Source organism: Mycobacterium sp. PTI7 (assembly GCF_056679845.1).
The window spans coordinates 2069746-2089657 of record NZ_CM155252.1 but is presented as its reverse complement, the minus strand read 5'-3'; the positions used below and the strand labels follow the sequence as shown (position 1 = coordinate 2089657).

Here is a 19912-nt window from a genome sequence, read left to right as displayed (position 1 = left end):
CCTCGGCGAGCGTGCGTGTCTGCGGGCGACACGCCGAGCCAAAGGGCGAGTTCACGCACGCTCGCGGGAGGCTCAGCGGGGCGGGACCACTGCGCGAACGTCGAGCTTCCGTCGCTCATTCGCATCGGACTCGACGGAAAGTCGACGCTCGCGAGTCCCTCAGCCGAGCGACGTGATCCCGGGCGCCGGCGCGTCCCAGTGATCGGCGTTGACCGCGGCCTGCCACGGCCGCCGCCGCACCGGTCCGTGCCTGCCCCTGGGCCACCCGACCACGACGTGTCCGGCGAGCATCCAGTCGTCGGGCACGCCGATCGCGGTGCGCAGCAGTGTCTCGCCGCCGTAGGACGCCCAGCTCGTCAGGCAGGCGCCCAGCCCCTGCGCACGCGCGGCGAGCAGGAAGTTCTGCATCGCCGGGAAGATCGAGCCGCCGAGCAGCATGTCCGACGCCAGCCGCAGACGCTGCTGGGCGAACAGGATCGACGTGGATTCCCCTGCGCGGTCGTGGAACTCGTAGGTGGCGCGGTTGTCCCGGGCGCGCCGGGACTCGTCGTCCACCGCGGGACGGGTCAGGCCGTAGGCCTCCTCGATGACGGTCAACGCCTGACGCGCGGCCTCGGCGACCACGGCCCGCTGCTCGGCCGACCGCAGCACCACGAAGCGCCAGGCCTGCGCGTTGGCACCCGACGGCGCCCACGTGGCCGCCTCGATGCACCGGGCCAGCACGGCGTCGTCGACCGGCTCGTCGGTGAACCTGCGGATGGTCCTGGCGGTCGACATGACCTCCCAGACGTCGTCTCGGGTGTCCGGCATGACGGGCGTCGTCCCCTTCTCGTCAGCGGTGCGAGGCGCTCAGAGCGTCCCGAACAGCTCGATCGAATTGCCGTCGGGATCGGCGATGAACATCCACCCCATCCCCGGCACGGGCGCGAACTCGGTCGGCGGCTCGACGATCTCGTAGCCGGCCGCGGCGATCTGCTCGGCCGCCGCGCCCAACCCGGTGATCCCGATCGTGAAGTACCGCAGTCCGCCCTGGGCCTTGCCGCCACCCGCGACGGGCGGGGCGGCCGGCGGGGTGTGATAGCTGACGAGCTTGAGGACGCTCCCGCCGAGGACGTATCTGCGCTGCGAACCCTCGGCGAACTCGATCTCGCCCTGCAGTTCCAACCCGAGGAAGCCCTCGTAGAAGGCGACCATCGCGTCGAGGTTGGTGGTGACCAACCCGATCTCGACGGTGGGGCTGAGCAGGTCGAGCTTCACGGTCACCTCGCGCGATCGCAGTCGGGTACTTCCGCGTCGGAGCGTAGCCGTTCGTCAAGCACGCGCGTGGACGTCGTGGCGGCGATTGGCCGAACGCGTCGCGGCCGGCGACCGTAGTCTCACCGCATCCATGCGAGGAGGGACCACCGGTGCAGACGTTCTGGCGCTACGTGCGCATCCAGGCCGGCACCTTCGTGTGCGGCATCGTCGGGCCGATCTTCCTGGTCCTCTTCTTCGCCTTGCAGCCCGACCCGTCGATCAAGTGGATGTACTGGTGGGGACTGCTGATCACGGCGGCCGACGTGCTGATCGCGCTGTGGCTCGTCTCCGGGATGCGGCCGGACCAGGTGGTGCGCGAACCCGAGAACGCCGACGCCGACTGACCCGCCGAACGTGCGGCTACGGCGGCCGAACGGCCGAAATCCCGCCGTACCCGCACGTACGACGCGCACCCGGAACGCGCGGGCACGGACACGCCGCGGCACGGGCCGATTTTCCGGACTGGCAGCGATCTGACAGACTGTGCCGCGAGGGGAGTATTCCTTCGCCGCGGTTTCGTCATCACGTCGTCCAACGTTGGGCGGCCGGTGCCGCGGGCCGCATCATGCGGTGGCAGAGACCTCGGCCGTTTTGTCGCGACCGGAGGACTTTCTCGTGAACGTAACCACCATCGAGTGGGCAGTGACACTGGGCGTGACGCTCGCCGTACTGCTGTTCGACATCATCTTCATCGCCCGCAACCCTCACGAACCCACGTTCAAGGAATGCGCGATCGCGCTGTCCTTCTACGTCGGCCTGGCCATCGCCTTCGGCGTCTGGGTCACGTACTTCCACGGCAGCCAGTACGGCGTCGAGTTCTTCGCGGGCTGGCTCACCGAGTACAGCCTCTCGATAGACAACCTGTTCATCTTCCTGATCATCATGGCCAGCTTCAAGGTGCCCAGGAAGTATCAGCAGGAGGCACTGCTGATCGGCATCATCCTGGCGCTGATCTTCCGCGGCATCTTCATCGCGCTCGGCGCGGTCGCCATCAACCAGTTCTCCTGGATCTTCTACGTCTTCGGCGCGTTCCTCGTCTACACGGCGATCACGCTGGTGCGCGACACCGACCACGACGACGACGGCGAGAACTCCGTCGTGAAGTTCGCCCGCAAGCACTTCACCATCACCGACAAGTGGGACGGTCTGAAGCTGTGGATCAAGGAGGACGGCAAGCGTCTGATGACGCCGATGTTCCTCGTGATCGTGGCGCTCGGCACCACCGACCTGCTGTTCGCGCTGGACTCCATCCCCGCGATCTACGGGCTCACAAAGGAGCCCTACATCGTGTTCACCGCGAACGTGTTCGCGCTGATGGGTCTGCGCCAGCTGTACTTCCTGCTGGGTGACCTGCTGAAGCGGCTGGTGTACCTGTCGTACGGGCTCGCGTTCATCCTCGCCTTCATCGGCGTGAAGCTCGTCCTGCACGCGCTGCACGAGAACGAGCTGCCGTTCATCAACGGCGGCGAGCACGTCCCGGTGCCGGAGATCCCCACGCTGCTGAGCCTCGGCGTGATCATCGTGACGCTGATCGTCACGACGGTCGCGAGCCTCTACAAGACCCGGGTGGTCGACAAGAAGGACGTCGCGGACATCAACACGCTCGACGGCGACGACACCGCTCGGGCCGACGACACCGCCGACCCCACGCAGCCCGTCGACAAGGATCGCAACCTGCCCGGTTCGCCCTAGGGCCGGTCGGGTTGCCGATCGGATCGGCAGCCCGCATGATCCGAGTCGATGGACCTCACCACAGCACGTGAACTGGCCGACATCGACGCCCTCGGGCAGGCCGCCCTGGTGGCCGCCGGTGACCTCACCGCGACCGACCTGCTCGAGGCGGCGATCCTCCGGGTCGACGCCACGCGCGACCTGAACGCCGTCGTCACCGACCTGTTCGACCGTGGGCGCCGGCAGGCTGCCGCGGTCGAGCGGGTCGGCCCGCTGGCGGGTGTGCCGTTCCTGCTCAAGGACCTCGGCGCGTCACTGGCCGGTGCGCCCGAGGCGATGGGCTCGCGGGCACTGCGCACGCACGTCGCAGGGCAGAACGCCTGGATCGTCGACCGCTACCTCGACGCCGGCCTCGTGGTGTTCGGCAAGACCAACACCCCCGAGTGGGGCAACCACTGCACCACCGAGCCGTCGCTCTTCGGGCCGACGGCGAACCCGTGGTCGGCCGACGTCACGCCCGGCGGGTCGAGCGGCGGGTCGGCCGCCGCGGTGGCCGCCGGCGTGGTGCCCGCCGCCTCGGGAGGTGACGGCACGGGCTCCATCCGGGTGCCCGCGTCGTGCTGCGGGCTGGTGGGCCTGAAGCCGCGCCGCGGCCGGACGTCGTTCGCCCCCGGCGCGGGGCACGGCCTCGAGGGCCTGGTCAACGAGCACGCCCTGACGCGCACCGTCCGGGACAGCGCCGCCCTGCTCGACGCGGTCGCCGGATCCGCACCCGGCGACCCGTACACCGCGCCGCGGCCCACCGGGTTCCTCGCGGCGCTCGCCGAACCGGTCGCGGCGCAGAAGGTCCTCACCACCACCGCGTCACCGTTTCCCGGTGCGACGACGCATCCCGAGGTCGCCGCCGCCGTCGACGCCGTGGCCACCGTCCTGCACGGGCTCGGTCATCACGTCGACGCGGGCGCGCCGACCATCGATCCCGACGCGGTCGCCGACGCCATCGCCGTGCTGCACACCGTGAGCAACGCGCAACTGCACGCCTTCGCCACCGACCACCTGGGCCGCGAACCCCGCGAGGACGAGTTCGAGGAGAGCACCTGGGTGATGATCCGGGAGGGCCTCCACACCACCGGGGTGGCCTACGCCGAGGCGATCGGTGCCGTGCACGCCCAGACCCGGCGGTTCGTGGCGGGCATGGGCGATCACGACGTGCTGCTGGTGCCTACGCTGCTGACGTTACCGCCGCCGTACGCCCTGCTCGACCGGCCCCGCGGCACCACCCGCGCGTTCTTCGACGTGGAGTTCGCGACGACGGGATGGACCACCCTGGCCAACGTGACCGGCTGGGCCGCGATCTCCCTGCCGCTCGGCGTCAGCGCGGACGGTCTGCCGATCGGGGTGCAGTTGATGGCGGCCGACGAGACGGTGCTGCTCCAGCTGGCTGCCCAGCTCGAGGACGCGATGCCGTGGCGGGATCGCCACCCGGCCGCCTGGATCGGCGCCTGAGGCGAGGTCAGTCCACCGGGACGGGGTTTGCGGCCGGCACCGGTATGCGTGCCGTGATCGTCGTGCCCACGCCGGTCCGGCTCGCGACGGCGAGTTCACCCGCCACCGCCTCGATGCGGTCCTTGAGGCCGATGAGACCGCTGCCGCCCCCGGTCGCTGCTCCCCCGATGCCGTCGTCGGCGATCACCAGCGTCAACCCGGCGTCGTCGAGCGTCGCCCGCACCACGACCTCGGACGCCTCGGCGTGTTTGGCGACGTTGACCAGCGATTCGGCCACCACGTAGTAGGCCGCCACCTCGATCGACTCGGGCAGCCGGCCCGCCACCGACAGTTCGAGGCCGACGGGCACCACCGAGCGCCGAGCGAGCGTCTTCAGCGCGGGCGCGAGCCCACCCTTCGACAGGATCGCCGGGTGGATGCCCCGCGAGAGTTCCTGCAGTTCGGTGTACAGGTCGGCCATGCCGTTGATGAGGTTCTCCACCTGCTGGCGCAGCGTCGGGTCGCCCTGGGGCATCGACGCCTCCAGCGTCCGCAGCCCCAGACCCAGCGACACGATGCGCTGCTGCGCGCCGTCGTGCAGGTCTCGCTCGATGCCGCGGCGCGCCTGATCGGCCGCCGCCACGATCCGTGAGCGCGAGGCCTTGAGTTCCTCGCGGTTCTCGGCGTTGCGGATCGCCGTCCCGATCAGATCGGCGAAGTCGCAGATCTGCTCCTCGGCCTGCGGCGGCATCGGCTCGGCACGCGCCGAGCCGACGATCAGCGCGCACCGGCAGACGCCGTCGACGACGACGGGCGCGCCGACCCCCGAGCGCAGCCCCAGGTCGCGCAGGCGCGTCGCGATGCTCCCCTCGACCCCGGTGTAGTCGTCGATCCGGGCCGGCGAGCCGGTGCGGTGCACCCGGGCGGTGACGCTGTCGCCGTCGAGCGACAGCCGCTCGCCCACCACCAGCTTGAGCCGGTCGGTGGCGTCGACGGCCGCCAGCACCACGCACGTGTCCTCGGACTCGAACTTGGTCAGCGTGACGTGCTCGACGCCGAGTCCGTGCGCCAGTTCGGTGACGGCCACCGGGTAGATCTCGCCGGGTTCGGCGCCGCGCGCGACCAGGGTGGCGACGCGCCGCAGCGAGGCCTGCTGACGGGCGAGCGCGTCGGCTTCGCGCCTACGCCGCTCGGACTCGGCGGCTCGCAACCGGGCCTGGCCGGCGAGGACGTTGGCCAGCAGCGCCACGGGCAGGAACACGAACAGCGCGGCCGCGACGCCGTCGAGGTGGAAGTACAGGTAGACGAGCGTGCTTGCGACCGACATCGCGACCGCCAGCCCGACGTGCCACCCGGCGGACACGACGAGCACGCCCAGCAGGAAGATCGCGCCGAACGCGTTCTCCGGCGCCACCCGGGCCAGCACCAGCACGACGGCGGTCTCGACGGCGAGGAAGCCGATCGCGACCACGATCCCCCAGCCGAGCGGGCGGGCGTCGGGACGCAGCACCACCCCGAGCAGACGACTGCGGAGCGGTCGCTGCCCATCGAGACGTTCTCCGTGGTCGGTCATCGATCCGGATGGTAGTGCGTCAGCGGTAATACGGTGATTCCCGCTAGCAGCAATGCCGGCGTCGCGCCGCGCTGCCACACTCGAGGCATGTCGAATTCAGGAGGTACCTCGTGCGCTGCCTGATCGTCGACGACAGCGCCAACTTCCGCGATGCCGCGCGCAGCATGCTGGAGCGGGCGGGCATCGACGTCGTGGGCATCGCGAGTAACACCCAGGATGCGCTCGCGCAGTACCGCGACCTGCATCCCGACGTGACGCTGGTGGACGTCGACCTCGGCGCCGAGAGCGGCTTCGACCTGGTCGCCGAACTGCACGGCTGTGACACGCCCGCGCCGTCGACGATCCTCATCTCGACGCATTCCGAACAGGACTTCGCCGACATGATCGCCGCCAGTCCGGCGCTGGGCTTCGTCCCGAAGTTCGCGCTGTCGGCCGCCGCCATCCGGGAACTCGTCGACGGGCGGGACTGACCGGCTCAGAGCGAGTCGAGGTACATGATGACCGCGCGGACGCGACGGTGGTCGTCGCCGGCCTCCGGCAGGCCGAGCTTGGTCAGGATGCTGCGCACGTGCTTCTCGACGGTGCCCTCGGTGACCCAGATCCGGCGCCCGATGCCCGCGTTCGACAGCCCCTCGGCCATCAGCGTCAGCACCTCGCGCTCGCGGGCGCTGAGCGCACCCAGCGGATCGTCGCGCCGGCGTGCCGACACCAGTTCGGCGACGAGTGCGGGGTCCACCACCGACGCGCCACCGGCGATCCGGCCGACGGTGTCGACGAAGTCCGCCACGTCGGTCACCCGGCTCTTGAGCAGGTATCCGATGGAGTGGCCGCCCGCGAGCAGTTCCATCGCGTGGTCGACGTCGACGTGCGACGACAGCACCAGGATCGCGACGCCGGGCCACTCCTCGCGGATCTTCTTGGCGGCGTCGAGCCCCTCGGTCGTGTGCGTCGGGGGCATCCGGATGTCGACGACGGCCAGGTCCGGTTCGGCATCCCGGACCAGGTCGAGCAGACCGGTGCCGTCGCCGGCCTGACCCACCACGTCGAACCCGGAACGCTCCAGCAGGCTCGACAACCCCTCCCGCAGCAGGACGTCGTCATCGGCGACCACCACCCGTATGGCACTCATTCCGGGAATTGTCGCACCCACAGCCACTTCGACGCTCGCTGACAGGCATCGTCGTCCCGCGGCCGTTTGCCACGTTCGCGCGTAAGCGATGCAGCGAAGCCGGTCGGGACGGCATGGCGTGCGTGCGACACTCTTGCTCATGGTCATGTCAATCGATCGCCCCAAGCTGGAAGGCAACGTCGCCGTCGGGGCCAACCGCCAGCTCGGGTTCGCCGAGTTCGGCGACCCGCTCGGCCGCGCCATGTTCTGGTTGCACGGAACGCCCGGCGCGCGCCGCCAGATCCCGATCGAGGCGCGTGCCTACGCCGCGCACCACGGCATCCGGCTGATCGGCATCGACCGCCCCGGCATCGGCTCGTCGACACCGCATCAGTACCCGAACGTCCTGGCCTTCGCCGACGACCTCCGCACCATCGCCGACGTGCTGGGCATCGGGCAGATGGCCGTCATCGGCCTGTCCGGCGGCGGCCCGTACACCCTGGCCTGCGCCGCCGCGATGCCCGACCGCGTGGTGGTCGCCGGCGTCCTCGGTGGCGTCGCGCCGACGGTCGGCGAGGAGGGCATCGGCGGTGGCCTGATGGGCTTCGGCTCGAAGATCGCCCCCGCCCTGCCCGTCGTCGGGTTGCCGTTGCGACTGGCCGCCGTGGGCCTGGTGCGTGCCATCCGCCCCATCGCGCCGGTCGCCCTGTACGCCTACGGCCGGATCTCCCCTCCCGGCGACCGCCGCCTGCTGGAACGCCCCGAGTTCGGCGCGATGTTCCTCGACGACCTGCTCAACGGCAGCCGCAAGCAGCTCGCCGCCCCGTTCGCCGACGTGGCGGTGTTCGCCAAGGACTGGGGATTCCGGCTCGACGAGGTCAAGGTGCCGGTGCGCTGGTGGCACGGCGACAAGGACCACATCGTGCCGTTCGCGCACGGTGAGCACGTGGTCGCCCGGCTTCCCGACGCCCAGTTGACCGCGCTGCCCGGTGAGAGCCATCTCGGCGGCCTGGGTGTCGCCGAGGAGATCATCGGCTCGCTGATCGATCTCTGGGACGAGGTCGACGGGAAGCGCTGAGCGACGGTCAGCCCGGCCGGCCCATCACGCCGTCGAGCCAGTCGAACACGTACCCCTCGAACAGGGTTGCGCCGAATCCCTCGCAGTGCCCGCCCGCGCCCTCCGCGGCGCTGAACGTCGTCAGCCGCTTGGGGCACGTCAGCTGCTCGTAGAGCACCTCGCCCTGCGCGGCGAAGTCGCCCTCCCCCTCGGTCAGCAGCGTCGGGCAGCGGATCTCGCCGGCGACGCCCTCGAGGCTGAACTGGAGCTGCCTGCGGAGGAAGTCGCCCACGGTGACCGCGCCCATGGCGGCCATCCGCGACCCGAACCACTCCCGGGACCGGGCGTCGGTCACCAGGCCCTCGAGTGCGGCGTCCACCTCGGGGTCGGCGTCGCGCACCCGGTCCAGGAACCGATCCGGATCACCGGGCACGCTCGCGGCGAGTGCGCCGAGACGTGACGCGAAGTCGTACTGGCCGGGATCGGCGATCAGCGCCGCCACCCGCTGCTCGAAGGCGGCGGCACGCGGGCCCAGGTATCCGCCGAACGAGCGGCCGAGGACGGCCACCGCCTGCGGGTGCACGCCGGTCTGCTCCAGCAGCCAATCGAACGCGACGCCGAACGGCACCTCGAAATCGGGCCGGAGGGCCGTGCCGTGCTCGACCAGCATGCCGCCCTGCCCGGGGCCCTCGAAGACGAAGAAGTTGTAGCCCCGCGGCAGCGCCATGTACCCGGTCGCGGCGTAGCCGGACTCGGCGGTCGAGTCGAATCCGCAGGGCGCCAACACCGTCGGACGTGGCACTCCGTCGTCGGCGGCCTTGAACAGGTAGCCGGTCATCGTGGCGCCCTCGAACGGGATCTCGGCCACGATGCTGGTCCACTCGAGCAGCGGAAGCGCCGCGCGGAACGCGGCCCGGTGGTTGCGCCACGCCCGCTGCACCCGCTCGTCTTTGACGTCGCGGCGCAGGAAGAAGAACGACTGCCGCCAGTACTCCGCGGCGCGCAGGTACGCCTTGCGGGCGGTCACGGCGCGGCCCTTCGCCAGCGCTTCGTCGCCGAGCCGGCGCGCCACCTCGGCGGTCGCCGACCACTCGTCGAACCACGAGTCGTAGTCCCCCGCCCGCGTCCGCTCGGCCGTCGCCATCGCCTCGCCGAGGTCGGCCGCCTCGGCGGCGACGGCGATCAGCGTCCGGCTGAGCTGAGCGTTCATCTCCGCGTCGTCCACCAGGTTCTTCACGCCTCGTCCGTTCCCTTCGCGACATCCATCGTGCGGGCGTCCATCCTCTCGGTCGGTGTCCGGATCACCGGATCCGGGCATTCGTGGGATCGTAGACGGCCTTGCGCGACAGCGTGATCGGATACCGCGTGCCACCGACGTTCACCTCGTACCCACCGGTGTCGATCCACTCGGCGCGCACCGGCGAGCCATCGGTCGAGCGCACGTGGGCCAGTCCGACGCACGCGCCGGTGGTCTCCCCCCACGCCGCCGACGTGACCTGGCCGGCGACGACGCCGTCGCGCAGCACGAGTTCCCCGCCCCACAGCATCGCGTCGGGTGAGTTGACCGCGAAGCTCACCACCCGGCGCCGCGGCCCATCCGCCCTGGCCTCCTCGACCGCGGGACGGCCCAGGAAGTCGACGTCGGTGTCGAGCTTGCACGTGAACAGCAGCCCCGCCTCGACCGGGTTGTCACCGGGGGTCAGCTCGCGGCCGAAGGCCCGGTAACCCTTCTCCAGTCGCAGCGACTCGATCGCGTAGTAGCCGCCGCGGGCCACCCCGAGCGCCTCGCCCGCGGCCATCAGGTCGTCGTAGACGCCGACGGCGAACTCCGCGGGCACGTACAGTTCCCAGCCCAACTCGCCGACGTAGGTGATGCGGGTGGCGCGAACCATGCCGTAGCCCAGGGTGATTCGGCGGCTGGTGCCGAACGGGAACGCCTCGTCGGACAGGTCGGCGTCGCTGAGCGCGGACAGCAGCTCCCTCGACCGCGGCCCCATCACGCCGAACACCGCCATCGCCGACGTCACGTCGACGAGTTCGGCGCGGTGCCCCGCGGGCATGTTCCGGCGCACGTGGTCCCGGTCGCGCTCGGTACTGGCCGCGCTGCTGATCATCAGGTATTCGGTCGCGCCGGTGCGGGTCACGGTGACGTCGGCCTCGTAGGTGCCGCGGGCGTTGAGCATCCCGGTGTAGACGCACGTGCCGACGGGGACGGCCATGTCCGCGGTGCACAGCCACTGCAGGGCGGCCTCGGCGTCGGGACCGGTGACGAGGTACTTCGAGAACGACGTCTGGTCGAACACCGCGACCGCCGTCCTGGTGGCGGTCTGCTCGGCGGCCGACCACGGCAGCCAGTTCTGCTTGCCCCAGGAGTATTCGATGACGGGGTCGTGACCGGGGGGTGCGAAGAAGTTGGCCCGCTCCCAGCCCATCCTGCTGCCGAAGTTGGCGCCCGCGGCCGCCAGCAGGTGGTGCACCGGCGACCGGCGGAACGGCCGCGCGGTGCTCATCTCGCGGTTGGGCCACGGGATCTCGTAGTGCAGGCCGAGCACCTCGGCGACCCGGTCGTGCAACCAGCGGTTGTTGCCGTTGAACGCGGCGAACCGGCGGATGTCGACGCCGGTGAGGTCGGTGGTGGGGCTGCCCTCGACGATCCACTCCGCCAGTGCCCGGCCCGCGCCGCCCGCCGACGCGATGCCGACCGAGTTGAACCCCGCGGCGACGAAGTAGTGGTCGCACTCGGGCGCCTCGCCCAGGATGAACTGGTTGTCGGGCGTGAAGCTCTCCGGCCCGTTGTACAGCTTCTTCAGCCCGGTCTCCTCCAGTACCGGGATCCGCAGCAGGGCGTTGTCCATGAGGATCTGGAAGTGCTCCCAATCCTCCTCCAGCAGCTGGAATTCGAACGGATACGGGATGGCGTCCGGACCGACCCACGGCTTGGCCTCGGGCTCGAACCCGCCGATCACCAGACCGCCCACCTCCTCCTTGAAGTAGGTGTAGCCGTCGGGATCGCGCAGGATCGGCATGTTGGTGCCGACCCCGGCGATGGATTCGGTGACCACGTAGAAGTGCTCGGCGGAGTGCAGCGGCACGTTGACCCCCGCCATGGCGCCCACCTGCTTGGCCCACTGGCCGGCGCAGTTGACGACGACGTCGGCCTCGACGTCACCGGCGTCGGTGCGGACCCCGGTGACGCGGGGCCGCCGCCGATCGTCGTCGCCGCCCTCGGTCAGGATGCCGATCACCCTGGTGCGCTCGCGGATCCGGGCGCCCCGCATCCGGGCGCCCTTGGCCAGCGCCAGGGTGAGGTCCGTGGGGTTCGCCCTGCCGTCGGCCGGCAGCCAGATCGCGCCGACCAGATCGTCCACGCGCATCACCGGATAGTGCGCGAGCGCCTCGTCGGGGGTGAGCAGCTCGCACTCCATGTCGAACGCGGCGGCGTTGGCCGCCGTCCGCCGCAGCTGGACCATCCGGTCCTCGGTGCGTGCCACGGTCACGCCGCCGCACTGCCGGTATCCCGCGGTGAGGCCCGTCTCCGCCTCGAGTTCGGTGTACAGCGCCGTGGAGTACTGCACCAGCCGCGTGCCGCCCTCCGATGCCCGCAGCTGGCCCACCAGACCCGCTGCGTGCCAGGTGGTTCCGGACGACAGCCGGCCCTGCTCGAGCAACAGCACGTCGGTATGACCGAGCTTGGTCAGGTGGTAGGCGACGCTGGTACCGATCACGCCCCCGCCGATGACGACCACCCGGGCGCGGTCGGGTAGGCCGGTGTCGGTGTGCTGGGCCACTGTCGTCATTCCTTCAGTCCGGTGCGGAGGCGTCGTCGAGCAGGCGGGTGAAGTCCGGCCCCCGGAACTCGGCGACGGCGCGCTCGTAGCGCTCCATCCCCCATCCCCAGAAGTCGAAGTCCAAGGGGCTGGAACCGTTCTGGATGCAGCCCCACAGCGTCCAGCCGTACTGCGACACCGTGCCCTGCAGCCGTGCGCGGGCGATCCTGTGGCGCAGCGGCCTGCCGTAGTAGCAGGTGACGAGTTCCTCGAGCTGATCCAGCGACAGCCGGCACTCCCGCCACACGTTGCCCAGTTCGAAGCAGGCGTCGTTGTTGCCTGAGTACTCGTAGTCGATGAGCCACATGTGGTCGCCGTCCTCGACGAAGTTGGCCGCCAGCAGGTCGTTGTTGCAGGGGACGGTGGCGTGCTCGCCCGCCAGTGCCCGACCGATGGCGGCGAACTGGCCGGCGTAGGACTCGTAGTCGTCGGGGATGCGAAAGCCGTTGTCGTGGGCGGTCTGGAGGTAACGCGACTGGATCGCAAACATGTCGAAGTCGTCGCGGAAACGCGGCCCGCCGTGCAGCGTGCGGCATCCCGCGGCGACCTTGGCGAGCACGCCCGGTCTGGCGAAGTCGTCGTCGGACAGGGTGCGGCCGGGGACGAAGCCGATCAGCAGGATGCCGAGATCGGGCCGGTAGTCGATCACGGGTGCGCCCACCCCCGCCTCCTCCGCGGCCCGGGAGTTCACGTACTCGTTGTCCCGGTCGATGGCGAGCAGGCTCGTCGCCGAGTCGCAGCAGCGGGCGACGTACATCCCGGTGGGCGTGGTGACCTTGACGTTGCGGTTGGTCAGTCCCCCGTCGAGATCCTCGAGTAGTCGGGGCCCGCGGGCCAGCGCCGGGAACTGGCCGAGCAGCTCGTCGAGTTCGGCGTCGGGTAGCGCGGCGAACGACACCCGGTCAGGCTCCGTCCCCGCCGGTGAGGGTGCGGGCCAACAGGTGCATCGCCACGGTGGTCGACCGCTCCCTGACGTCGGAGCGGTTGCCGGGCAGCAGCAGCGTCCGGGTGGTCGTGGTGCCGTCGCCGAGCATCACGCTGAAACAGACAGTGCCGACCGGTTTTTCGTCACTGCCGCCGCCGGGACCCGCGATGCCGGTGGTGGAGACGGCCGTGTCGGCGCCGAAGCGGCGCAGGGCGCCCGCGGCCATCGCCTCCGCGACGGGTTCGGACACCGCGCCGTGCAGCGCGATCAACGCGGGATCCACCCCGAGCAGTTCGGCCTTCGCCTCGTTGGAGTACGACACCACACCGCCGGCGACGTACGCCGACGACCCGGGGCGGTCGGTCAGGCGGGCGGCGACCATTCCCGCCGTGCACGATTCGGCCGTCGCGATCGTGCGGCCGGCCAGCAGTGCCGCCACCTGATCGTCGATCAATGCGCCGTCGGTCGAGAACATCTCGCGCCCGTGGTGCTCGCGCAGCAGGTCGACGAGGTCCGAGTACACCTGCTCGTCGGCCGGCTCGTACCGCGTGACGATCTCGAGTTCGCCGCGCCGCAGACACGTCGTGATCTCCATGCGATCGAACCCGGCGATGCTCTGCTCGCCGATGCGCAGCGTCTCGGCCAGACCCGACTCGGGCAGTCCGAACGTCCGGACCGTCTGCTGGCGGTACACCGTGCGGCCGGCGGTGGCCTGCTCGACGGCGGCCGTGGCGGCGGCGCGCGGCCACATCGGCTGCAACTCGCGCGGCGGCCCGGGCAGCACCACCACGGTGGGTGAGCCGGGCACCACGACGCCGGGCGCGGTGCCGACGGGATCGAGGATCTCCGCACCCACCGGCACCATGGCCTGCTTGCGGTTCGCGGCGAGGACGGCGTCGAAGTCGACCGATCCGCTGCCCTGGCGGCCGCGGATCATCCGGCGCAAGATGTCGGCGATCTGTTCCTCGAGGGCGGCATCCAGCACCAGGTCGCGTCCGCAGAACTCGGCGACCGTGGCGACGGTGACGTCGTCGGCGGTGGGGCCGAGGCCGCCGCTGGTGATGATCAGGTCGACGCCCTCGGCCGCCAGGAAGCGCAGCTGGGCGAGGATGTCGGCCGGCCGGTCGCCGCAGATGGTGATGTGGGCGAGTTCGATCCCGAGTTCGAGCAGCTGGTCCGCAAGCCAGGGGCCGTTGAGATCCCGGACCCGTCCGGTCAGGACCTCGGTACCGGTGACGACGATTCCCGCGCGAGCGCTCACGGGAGATGACACTACGACCACCTCACCCGTCACGTGGCGCGGCGGGCGTCGACGCACTCCGTTCAGCGTTTCGTCACACGTGCCCGCTAGGTTCGGCGGCCGTGACGACCGCCGTCCTGGCCATGCCCGCGGTGTTCGACCCGCTGTACTGGCTGGGCGAGGGCGGACCGTTCGCCGCGGCGCTGCTGCCGGGCGTGATCGTCATCGTGTTCGTGGAGACGGGGCTGTTCTTTCCCTTCCTTCCCGGTGACACCCTGCTCGTCACCACCGGTCTGCTTGCCGCGCAAGCGAACGCACCGGTCGGCGTCTGGACGTTGGGATTCGGTGCGATGCTCGCGGCGGTGGCCGGCGGGCAGCTCGGCTACGTCGTCGGCAGGCGTCTCGGCCCGGCACTGTTCAGCAGGGACGACGCGCGATTCCTGAAGAAGCGCTACCTGACGGCGTCGCACGCGTTCTTCGAACGGCACGGCCGCACGACGATCCTGATCGGTCACTTCGTGGGCGTGGTGCGGACGTTCGTGCCGGTCGTCGCCGGTGCATCGGGCATGCCGTACCGGGTGTTCCTGGTCGTCGACGTCATCGGCGCCGCCGCGTGGGCGTTCGGCCTGACCCGGGTCGGCTATCACCTGGGCACCCTGCCGGTGGTGAGTGCACACCTGGAGCTGATCGTGCTGCTCGTCGCCGCGCTGTCGGTCCTGCCGGTCGCCGTGTCCGTGGGGCGCACGGCGGTGCTACGACGACGGGGCCCCGCGGGCGGCGGCTACCGTGGTCCCATGGCCTCCACATCCAGCGAAGACCGTGCCGCCGACGTCGCCGCGGGTGACCTCGTCGACGTCGACCGCGGCGACGGACCGCGCCCCTTCAAGGTCGTGCACAGGGACGACACCAGCCGCGACGGCAGCCCCGCGGTGCTCTTCACCTTCGAGGACGACGACGGCGAGACGTTCGACCTCGAGTACGCCGCCGACGCGCCGGTGACCCGTGCGCTGGAGTCGAAGTGGGAGTCCGAGCAGGTGGGACGGACGCCCGACTCGGCTCAGTAGCGGCGACGGTCGTCGTCGTCCTCGTCGCCCACCACCGGCTGCTGCTGTTCGACGTAGTCCGCGGGATCGGACTCCAGGCTCACCTCGCCGACGCCGTCGATGCCGACGTCCGGCCGCTCGGCGGTGTCACGTGCCTGCTCGGCGACGTCGGCCGGGTTCGCCTCGTTCGGTGGTTCCATGCTGGACATCGGTCGATCTCCCCTCTGCCGTCTCCGGGGGCGGTTCCGCCCCGGCGACGCGCATACCCCGCCGGCGGCGGCCGGTAACGTCCCGCGGACGGTCAGCGCGATTCGACGGGGACCTCGACGGCGGGCGCGTTGTAGGGCGTCACCCGAACCCAGTCGGCGGTGGCCGCCGGGTCCGGGACCGACGCGCGCACCTCGACGGTCTCCCCGGGGAACACGGTCACGTAGTTGTCGTCGTAGGTGATCGGCAGGACCTCGTCGCCGTCCCGGGTGGGGGTCACCTCGACCCGCGCGAAGAACGCGATCCGCGCCGTCGGGTTGGTCAGGCGCACGGTGACGTCGCCGGCCTCCCGTCGCGCCGAGATGGTCAGCGGGGCGGGCGGCAGCGCGTTCAGGGCGGTCATGTCCGCCCAGTTCGACTGGTTGAGCTGGAAGGCGAAGTCTCGGTTGGGGTCGCCCACGTCGTCGTTCTGCCGGGACTGCCAGTAGACGTTCTCGGTGACGACGCGGCCGTCGCGGCCCAGCAGCTCGGCCCGGACGAAGAACACCCGCGCGTCGGTGGCCACCCGGGGCAGCCGCAGCGCAGGCACCGCGCCGCCCGCGGGCACCGCCAGCGGCCCGCTGGTCCGGTCGTCGCGGACGCGTCCCTGCGTGTCGTACACCCGCACCCGGACCCGGAGGTCCGACTGGTCGGTCGGGGTCTGGTTCACGGCGGTGACCAGGGCGGATTCGTGGTTTCCGGTGGCGTACGAGTCGAAGGTCACCGTCAACGGCCGCAGCCCCTTCTTCGCGCCGAAGTAGGCGCCGCCGGGCCGCAGGTAGTAGTCGAACAGGTTGCCGAAGAACGACGGCCAGTGGTTGTTCAGCATCCAGTAGAGCGTCATCTTGTGCCCGGCCCATCCGAGCGCGGCAAACGACTCGAACTGTGCCCGCGTCGACTCGTAGTGCGCCAGTTGGGCCTTGGCGGCGAACTCCTGAGCGCTGCCGGACGGGCCGTAGCGCCGGTTGACCGCCCGCTGGATGCTGCGCAGGCCGGCGTTGTCCGGGTTGGACCCGGCGTGGAAGTACCAGTAGTCGTTGACGGGCCACAGCTTGTCCGGCGGGATGAAGCGCTCGAGGCTCGCGAACGGTGGGATGTGCTCGTTGTCGCCCTGTTCGGCCGACGCGCCGCGGGCGGCCCGGTACTCGCCGCTGAACCAGTACGTCGGCGGCCGCCACGTGTAGGGCCCCGCCATCTGGATGCCGTCCCACAGTCGCCGGCCGTCGGCGTCGACGGTGTAGGAGGACACGCTGTCCACGACGGCGTTCTGCCAGTGCAGGTCTCGCAACACGGCGTGGTAGGCGTCGGCGACCGGTGCGGGTGGCCGCCCGTCGCTGGCGTTGGCCCACACGAACGCCGAGGCGTGCGATCGCAGCATCGACACCTGTGACCGCTGACTCTCCCGCGCGACCCGGTTGTCCTCGGCGTCCCACTGGGGCCACTTCTCCCACTGGTTGCAACACATCCAGCCGACCATCAGCGGGATGCCGAGTTCGTCGGCGCGCTCCACGAAGCGTTCGGTGGGAATCTTCGACTCCAGGCGCAGCATGTTCAGCCCGAGGTCGCGGGTGTAGCCGAGGATGGCGTCCTCGCGTGCGGGGTCGTGGTCGTAGAGCAGGTCGGGCGTGTAGGTCGCGCCGCGGACCAGGAAGTCGCGGCCGTTGACCTGGAGGTAGAAGCTGCCGCCGAGACCGAGTTCGGGGAACTTCTCGTCGTCGTCGCGGAACTGTGCGACCTCCCGCACGCCGAAGCGCTGCGTCGTGGTGTCGACCGCGCGACCGAACTGGACGAACTCGAGGCGCAGGTCGTACAGCGCGGGCTCCCCCATCGTGTACGGCCACCACAGCGTGGGCTCCGACAGCGTCAGCGCGGCGAAGTCGTCCGGACCGAACGTGGCCTCCACGGTCTCGCGGGGTCCGATGCTGACCGGACGCTCCACGGTGATCGTCGGGCTGCCGGGGCGCCCGATGGTGGCTCGCAGCACGCCGCGCGCACGGTCGGACGACGTGTTCGACAGGTTCGCGTAGACGGTGAGACGTGCGCTGTCGGTGGCGGGTAGCGGCAGGTCGGTGGTGACGGTCGCGTCGCCGATGGTCACCGTGCCCGACGACCGCAGGGAGACGGGCTTGAAGATTCCCGCGTTGCGGTCGGCGACGAACGAGTTGCCGTTGGCCGGGTTCTTGTTCGGCCCCTGGTATCCGAGGTAGTTCCAGTTGATCCAGTCGAACCAGCTGTCGGCGAGCTCGACGCCGTCGACGTCCTGCAGGGCGCGTTCGGGGGTGACCCTGACCGCCAGGGTGTTGGAGCGACCCGGTTCGATCCAGCGGGAGACGTCCACCTCGTGGTCCACGTACATGCCGACGATCTCGTCGTCGCCGGCGACGAGGTGTCCGTTCAGCCAGACCTGCGCGCGGTAGTTGATGCCCGGGAAGCGGAGTTGGTAGCTGGTGTGCCCCGCGGGCGCGTCGAACGTCGTCCGGTACCACCAGTCCTGCCGCCACAGGTCCTGCGGGACGTCCTCGAGCAGGTTCTTGCCGTAGTACAGGTTCGGGTAGGTGCCGTCGTCCTCGAGCGCCTGCAGCACCGTGGCCGGCATGGTGCGCACCTGGTGCCATCCGGTGGGCTGGTAGTCGGCGCGCGAGACGGTGGCGCCGTCGTCGCCGACGTCGCGGGACGAGGCCAGCTGCCAGCCGTCGGCGAGTTCGGTTTCGGTGGCCGGCGGCTCGGGCTGGGCGAAGCGGGGTAGGTCACCGGCGACGACCAGCAGCAGCACCAGCGAGATGACGAGCCCAAGGACGGCCGTCCGGCGCATCTCGGTCGCGATGGCGCGGTTCCCCTGTTCTCCCGAGTCGATCGCGAGGTGCGTCGTCGGGCCCATTCTGCCCGTGCCGCGGGTCAGGGGCGCGGGCTACCCGAGATACCGCTGATCAGGCGATCGCAGACGACGAACATCTGCGTCAGCGCCTCGTCCGGGTCGGCGGCCCGCGCCACGAAGAGCGCCGCCTCGTCGAGCGCGCCGAGCAGGACGTGCGCGGTGGGACGCAGCGGCTGCTCCGGGATGGCGCCGTCGGACATCGCCTGGGTGAGCATCGCCTCGATGATCCCGAGGCCGTATTCGGCGCCCACCTCGCGCCACCGTGCCCAGCCGAGGACGGCCGGCGCGTCGATGAGCACGATGCGCTGGACCCTCGGCGAGGAGCACTCCTCCAGGAACAGGCGTGCGCCGATGCGCATCGCGGCGAGCTGGTCGGCCGGTGCCGCCGCGGCGATGCGGGCGGTGATCGCGGTGACCAGTCCGCGTTCGACGTCCTCGTAGACCTCGGCGAAAAGTCCTGCCTTGTCACCGAATTGGTGGTAGAGCGCACCCCGGGTCACGCCGGCCGCGTCGACGATCGCCTGGGTGGACACCGCGGCGTACCCCTCGTCGGCGAACAGCGCCCGGCCGGCCTCGAGCAGGCGCGCCCGGGTGGCGGCCGTGCGTTCGGCCTGGGTGCGTCGGGTGGCGCCGCCCGCCTCGTCGTTGACTTTCATACAGTCTGCACGTAACTTTCATACCGAGTGTTCGCAAGTGTCAGGGAAGGGTAGCGGAGATGGCCGAGATCAGGTTGCCGGGAGCGACGATCCCCTATTCGGTCCTGGGGCCCGACGATTCACCGCACCCGCCCGTGGTGTTCGTGCACGGCATCCTGGTGGACCACCGGCTCTGGCTAGGGGTCGCGGAGCGTCTGGCGCGCAACGGCTTTCGCTGCTACCTGCCGGACCTGCCGCTGGGCTCGCACGTGCTGCCGGTCGACGACGAGGTGCTGACCAGTCCGTCCACGGTCGCCGAGCTGGTGCACGCATTCCTCGTCGGCCTCGACCTGGCGGACGTCACGCTGGTGGGCAACGACACCGGCGGCGGGCTCTGTCAGTTGCTGATCGACGCCCACCCCGACCGCGTGGGTCGCGTCGTCTTCACCAACTGCGACGCCTTCGAGAAGTTCCCGCCCTTCCCGTTCAACGCGGTGTTCGCCACGATGCGGGGTCCCCGCAGCATCAAGGTGCTGGCCGGGCTGATGCGCGTGCCCGCCCTGCGCAACTCGCCGCTGGGATACGGCCTGCTGCTGCGCCGCGACGACGAACTCACGGCGTCCTGGGTGCGGCCGTGCGTCGACGACCCGCGCATCGCACGCAACCTGGCCACGCTGCTGCGCGGGGTCGCCGCAACGGATCTCACCGACGTCGCGACACGGCTGCCACGGTTCGGCAAGCCCGTCACGCTGGTGTGGGGTCAGGCGGACCGCTGTTTCACGCCCGCGCTCGGCAGACGCCTGGCGGGGCTGTTCCCCGACGTCACGCTCGTCGAGGTGCCCGGGGCGCGGACGTTCGTCGCACTCGACGCGCCGGACGAGGTGGCCGACGCGATCACGCGGGTGGGCGCGGCCCGCGGGGCGTGACGGGA

Annotated in this window: 17 protein-coding genes and 1 pseudogene; 7 read left to right on the top strand and 11 right to left on the bottom strand. The window is 70.7% G+C overall.

Features of this window, described 5'->3' with window-relative positions:
- Nucleotides 1-159: 159 nt before the first annotated feature.
- Together AC1MEY_RS10080 and AC1MEY_RS10075 are read right to left on the bottom strand one after the other, a co-directional pair.
- Nucleotides 160-810 carry a nitroreductase family protein gene (locus tag AC1MEY_RS10080; protein WP_480230502.1) on the bottom strand — a complete coding sequence of 217 codons (651 nt, stop codon included), beginning with the start codon at nt 808-810 and terminating at the stop codon, nt 160-162.
- 39 nt (nt 811-849) lie between these two features.
- Entirely contained in the window at nt 850-1263 is a 414-nt protein-coding gene (locus AC1MEY_RS10075) for a VOC family protein (protein ID WP_480230501.1), read from the bottom strand.
- A 143-nt stretch (nt 1264-1406) separates the two neighbouring features.
- Between AC1MEY_RS10075 and AC1MEY_RS10070 the strand changes: the two genes are divergently transcribed.
- The 3 genes from AC1MEY_RS10070 to AC1MEY_RS10060 all read left to right on the top strand — a co-directional run bounded on the left by AC1MEY_RS10070 (nt 1407) and on the right by AC1MEY_RS10060 (nt 4473).
- Nucleotides 1407-1640 carry a hypothetical protein gene (locus tag AC1MEY_RS10070; protein WP_480230500.1) on the top strand — a complete coding sequence of 78 codons (234 nt, stop codon included), beginning with the start codon at nt 1407-1409 and terminating at the stop codon, nt 1638-1640.
- A gap of 271 nt (nt 1641-1911) precedes the next feature.
- Nucleotides 1912-2988: a TerC family protein gene (locus AC1MEY_RS10065; protein WP_480230499.1), complete on the top strand. Its 1077-nt coding sequence runs from the start codon at nt 1912-1914 to the stop codon at nt 2986-2988.
- Nucleotides 2989-3036: 48 nt separating this feature from the next.
- A complete protein-coding gene (locus AC1MEY_RS10060) occupies nt 3037-4473 on the top strand; it encodes an amidase (RefSeq protein WP_480230498.1) in 1437 nt (478 codons plus the stop codon).
- A gap of 7 nt (nt 4474-4480) precedes the next feature.
- Here AC1MEY_RS10060 and AC1MEY_RS10055 read toward each other — a convergent pair whose 3' ends face one another.
- Nucleotides 4481-6025 carry a histidine kinase gene (locus AC1MEY_RS10055; RefSeq protein WP_480230497.1) on the bottom strand — a complete coding sequence of 515 codons (1545 nt, stop codon included), beginning with the start codon at nt 6023-6025 and terminating at the stop codon, nt 4481-4483.
- 110 nt (nt 6026-6135) lie between these two features.
- Between AC1MEY_RS10055 and AC1MEY_RS10050 the strand changes: the two genes are divergently transcribed.
- Nucleotides 6136-6495, top strand: coding sequence for a response regulator transcription factor (locus tag AC1MEY_RS10050; protein ID WP_480230496.1), 360 nt, complete (start codon nt 6136-6138; stop codon nt 6493-6495).
- 5 nt (nt 6496-6500) lie between these two features.
- On the opposite strand, the gene AC1MEY_RS10045 is transcribed toward AC1MEY_RS10050, so the two are convergent.
- Complete coding sequence (locus AC1MEY_RS10045; protein WP_480230495.1) at nt 6501-7154, bottom strand: response regulator transcription factor; 654 nt, start codon at nt 7152-7154, stop codon at nt 6501-6503.
- A gap of 139 nt (nt 7155-7293) precedes the next feature.
- Here AC1MEY_RS10045 and AC1MEY_RS10040 point away from each other — a divergent pair, with 139 nt between their 5' ends.
- Nucleotides 7294-8211, top strand: coding sequence for an alpha/beta fold hydrolase (locus AC1MEY_RS10040; protein WP_480230494.1), 918 nt, complete (start codon nt 7294-7296; stop codon nt 8209-8211).
- Between the two features lie 7 nt (nt 8212-8218).
- On the opposite strand, the gene AC1MEY_RS10035 is transcribed toward AC1MEY_RS10040, so the two are convergent.
- From AC1MEY_RS10035 to AC1MEY_RS10020, 4 genes are all read right to left on the bottom strand, one after another.
- Complete coding sequence (locus tag AC1MEY_RS10035; RefSeq protein WP_480230493.1) at nt 8219-9427, bottom strand: alpha/beta hydrolase family protein; 1209 nt, start codon at nt 9425-9427, stop codon at nt 8219-8221.
- Nucleotides 9428-9491: 64 nt separating this feature from the next.
- Nucleotides 9492-11987: a GcvT family protein gene (locus AC1MEY_RS10030; protein WP_480230492.1), complete on the bottom strand. Its 2496-nt coding sequence runs from the start codon at nt 11985-11987 to the stop codon at nt 9492-9494.
- 4 nt (nt 11988-11991) lie between these two features.
- On the bottom strand, nt 11992-12915 hold the full coding sequence (locus AC1MEY_RS10025) for a choline/ethanolamine kinase family protein (protein ID WP_480230491.1): 924 nt from the start codon (nt 12913-12915) through the stop codon (nt 11992-11994).
- A 4-nt stretch (nt 12916-12919) separates the two neighbouring features.
- Complete coding sequence (locus AC1MEY_RS10020; protein ID WP_480230490.1) at nt 12920-14203, bottom strand: competence/damage-inducible protein A; 1284 nt, start codon at nt 14201-14203, stop codon at nt 12920-12922.
- 101 nt (nt 14204-14304) lie between these two features.
- Between AC1MEY_RS10020 and AC1MEY_RS10015 the strand changes: the two are divergent.
- Nucleotides 14305-14964: pseudogene (locus AC1MEY_RS10015) on the top strand (DedA family protein); the annotation flags it as partial.
- Nucleotides 14965-15239: 275 nt separating this feature from the next.
- Here the strand turns inward: AC1MEY_RS10015 and AC1MEY_RS10010 are convergent.
- From AC1MEY_RS10010 to AC1MEY_RS10000, 3 genes are all read right to left on the bottom strand, one after another.
- Entirely contained in the window at nt 15240-15434 is a 195-nt protein-coding gene (locus tag AC1MEY_RS10010; protein ID WP_480230489.1) for a hypothetical protein, read from the bottom strand.
- 92 nt (nt 15435-15526) lie between these two features.
- The gene (locus AC1MEY_RS10005) at nt 15527-18349 is read right to left on the bottom strand and encodes a glycoside hydrolase family 2 protein (RefSeq protein WP_480230488.1); all 2823 of its coding nucleotides are present in this window, start codon (nt 18347-18349) and stop codon (nt 15527-15529) included.
- 17 nt (nt 18350-18366) lie between these two features.
- Nucleotides 18367-19002: a TetR/AcrR family transcriptional regulator gene (locus AC1MEY_RS10000; RefSeq protein ID WP_480230487.1), complete on the bottom strand. Its 636-nt coding sequence runs from the start codon at nt 19000-19002 to the stop codon at nt 18367-18369.
- Nucleotides 19003-19061: 59 nt separating this feature from the next.
- On the opposite strand from AC1MEY_RS10000, the gene AC1MEY_RS09995 reads away from it, so the two are divergent.
- A complete protein-coding gene (locus AC1MEY_RS09995; protein WP_480230486.1) occupies nt 19062-19907 on the top strand; it encodes an alpha/beta fold hydrolase in 846 nt (281 codons plus the stop codon).
- The last annotated feature ends 5 nt before the right edge of the window (nt 19908-19912 follow it).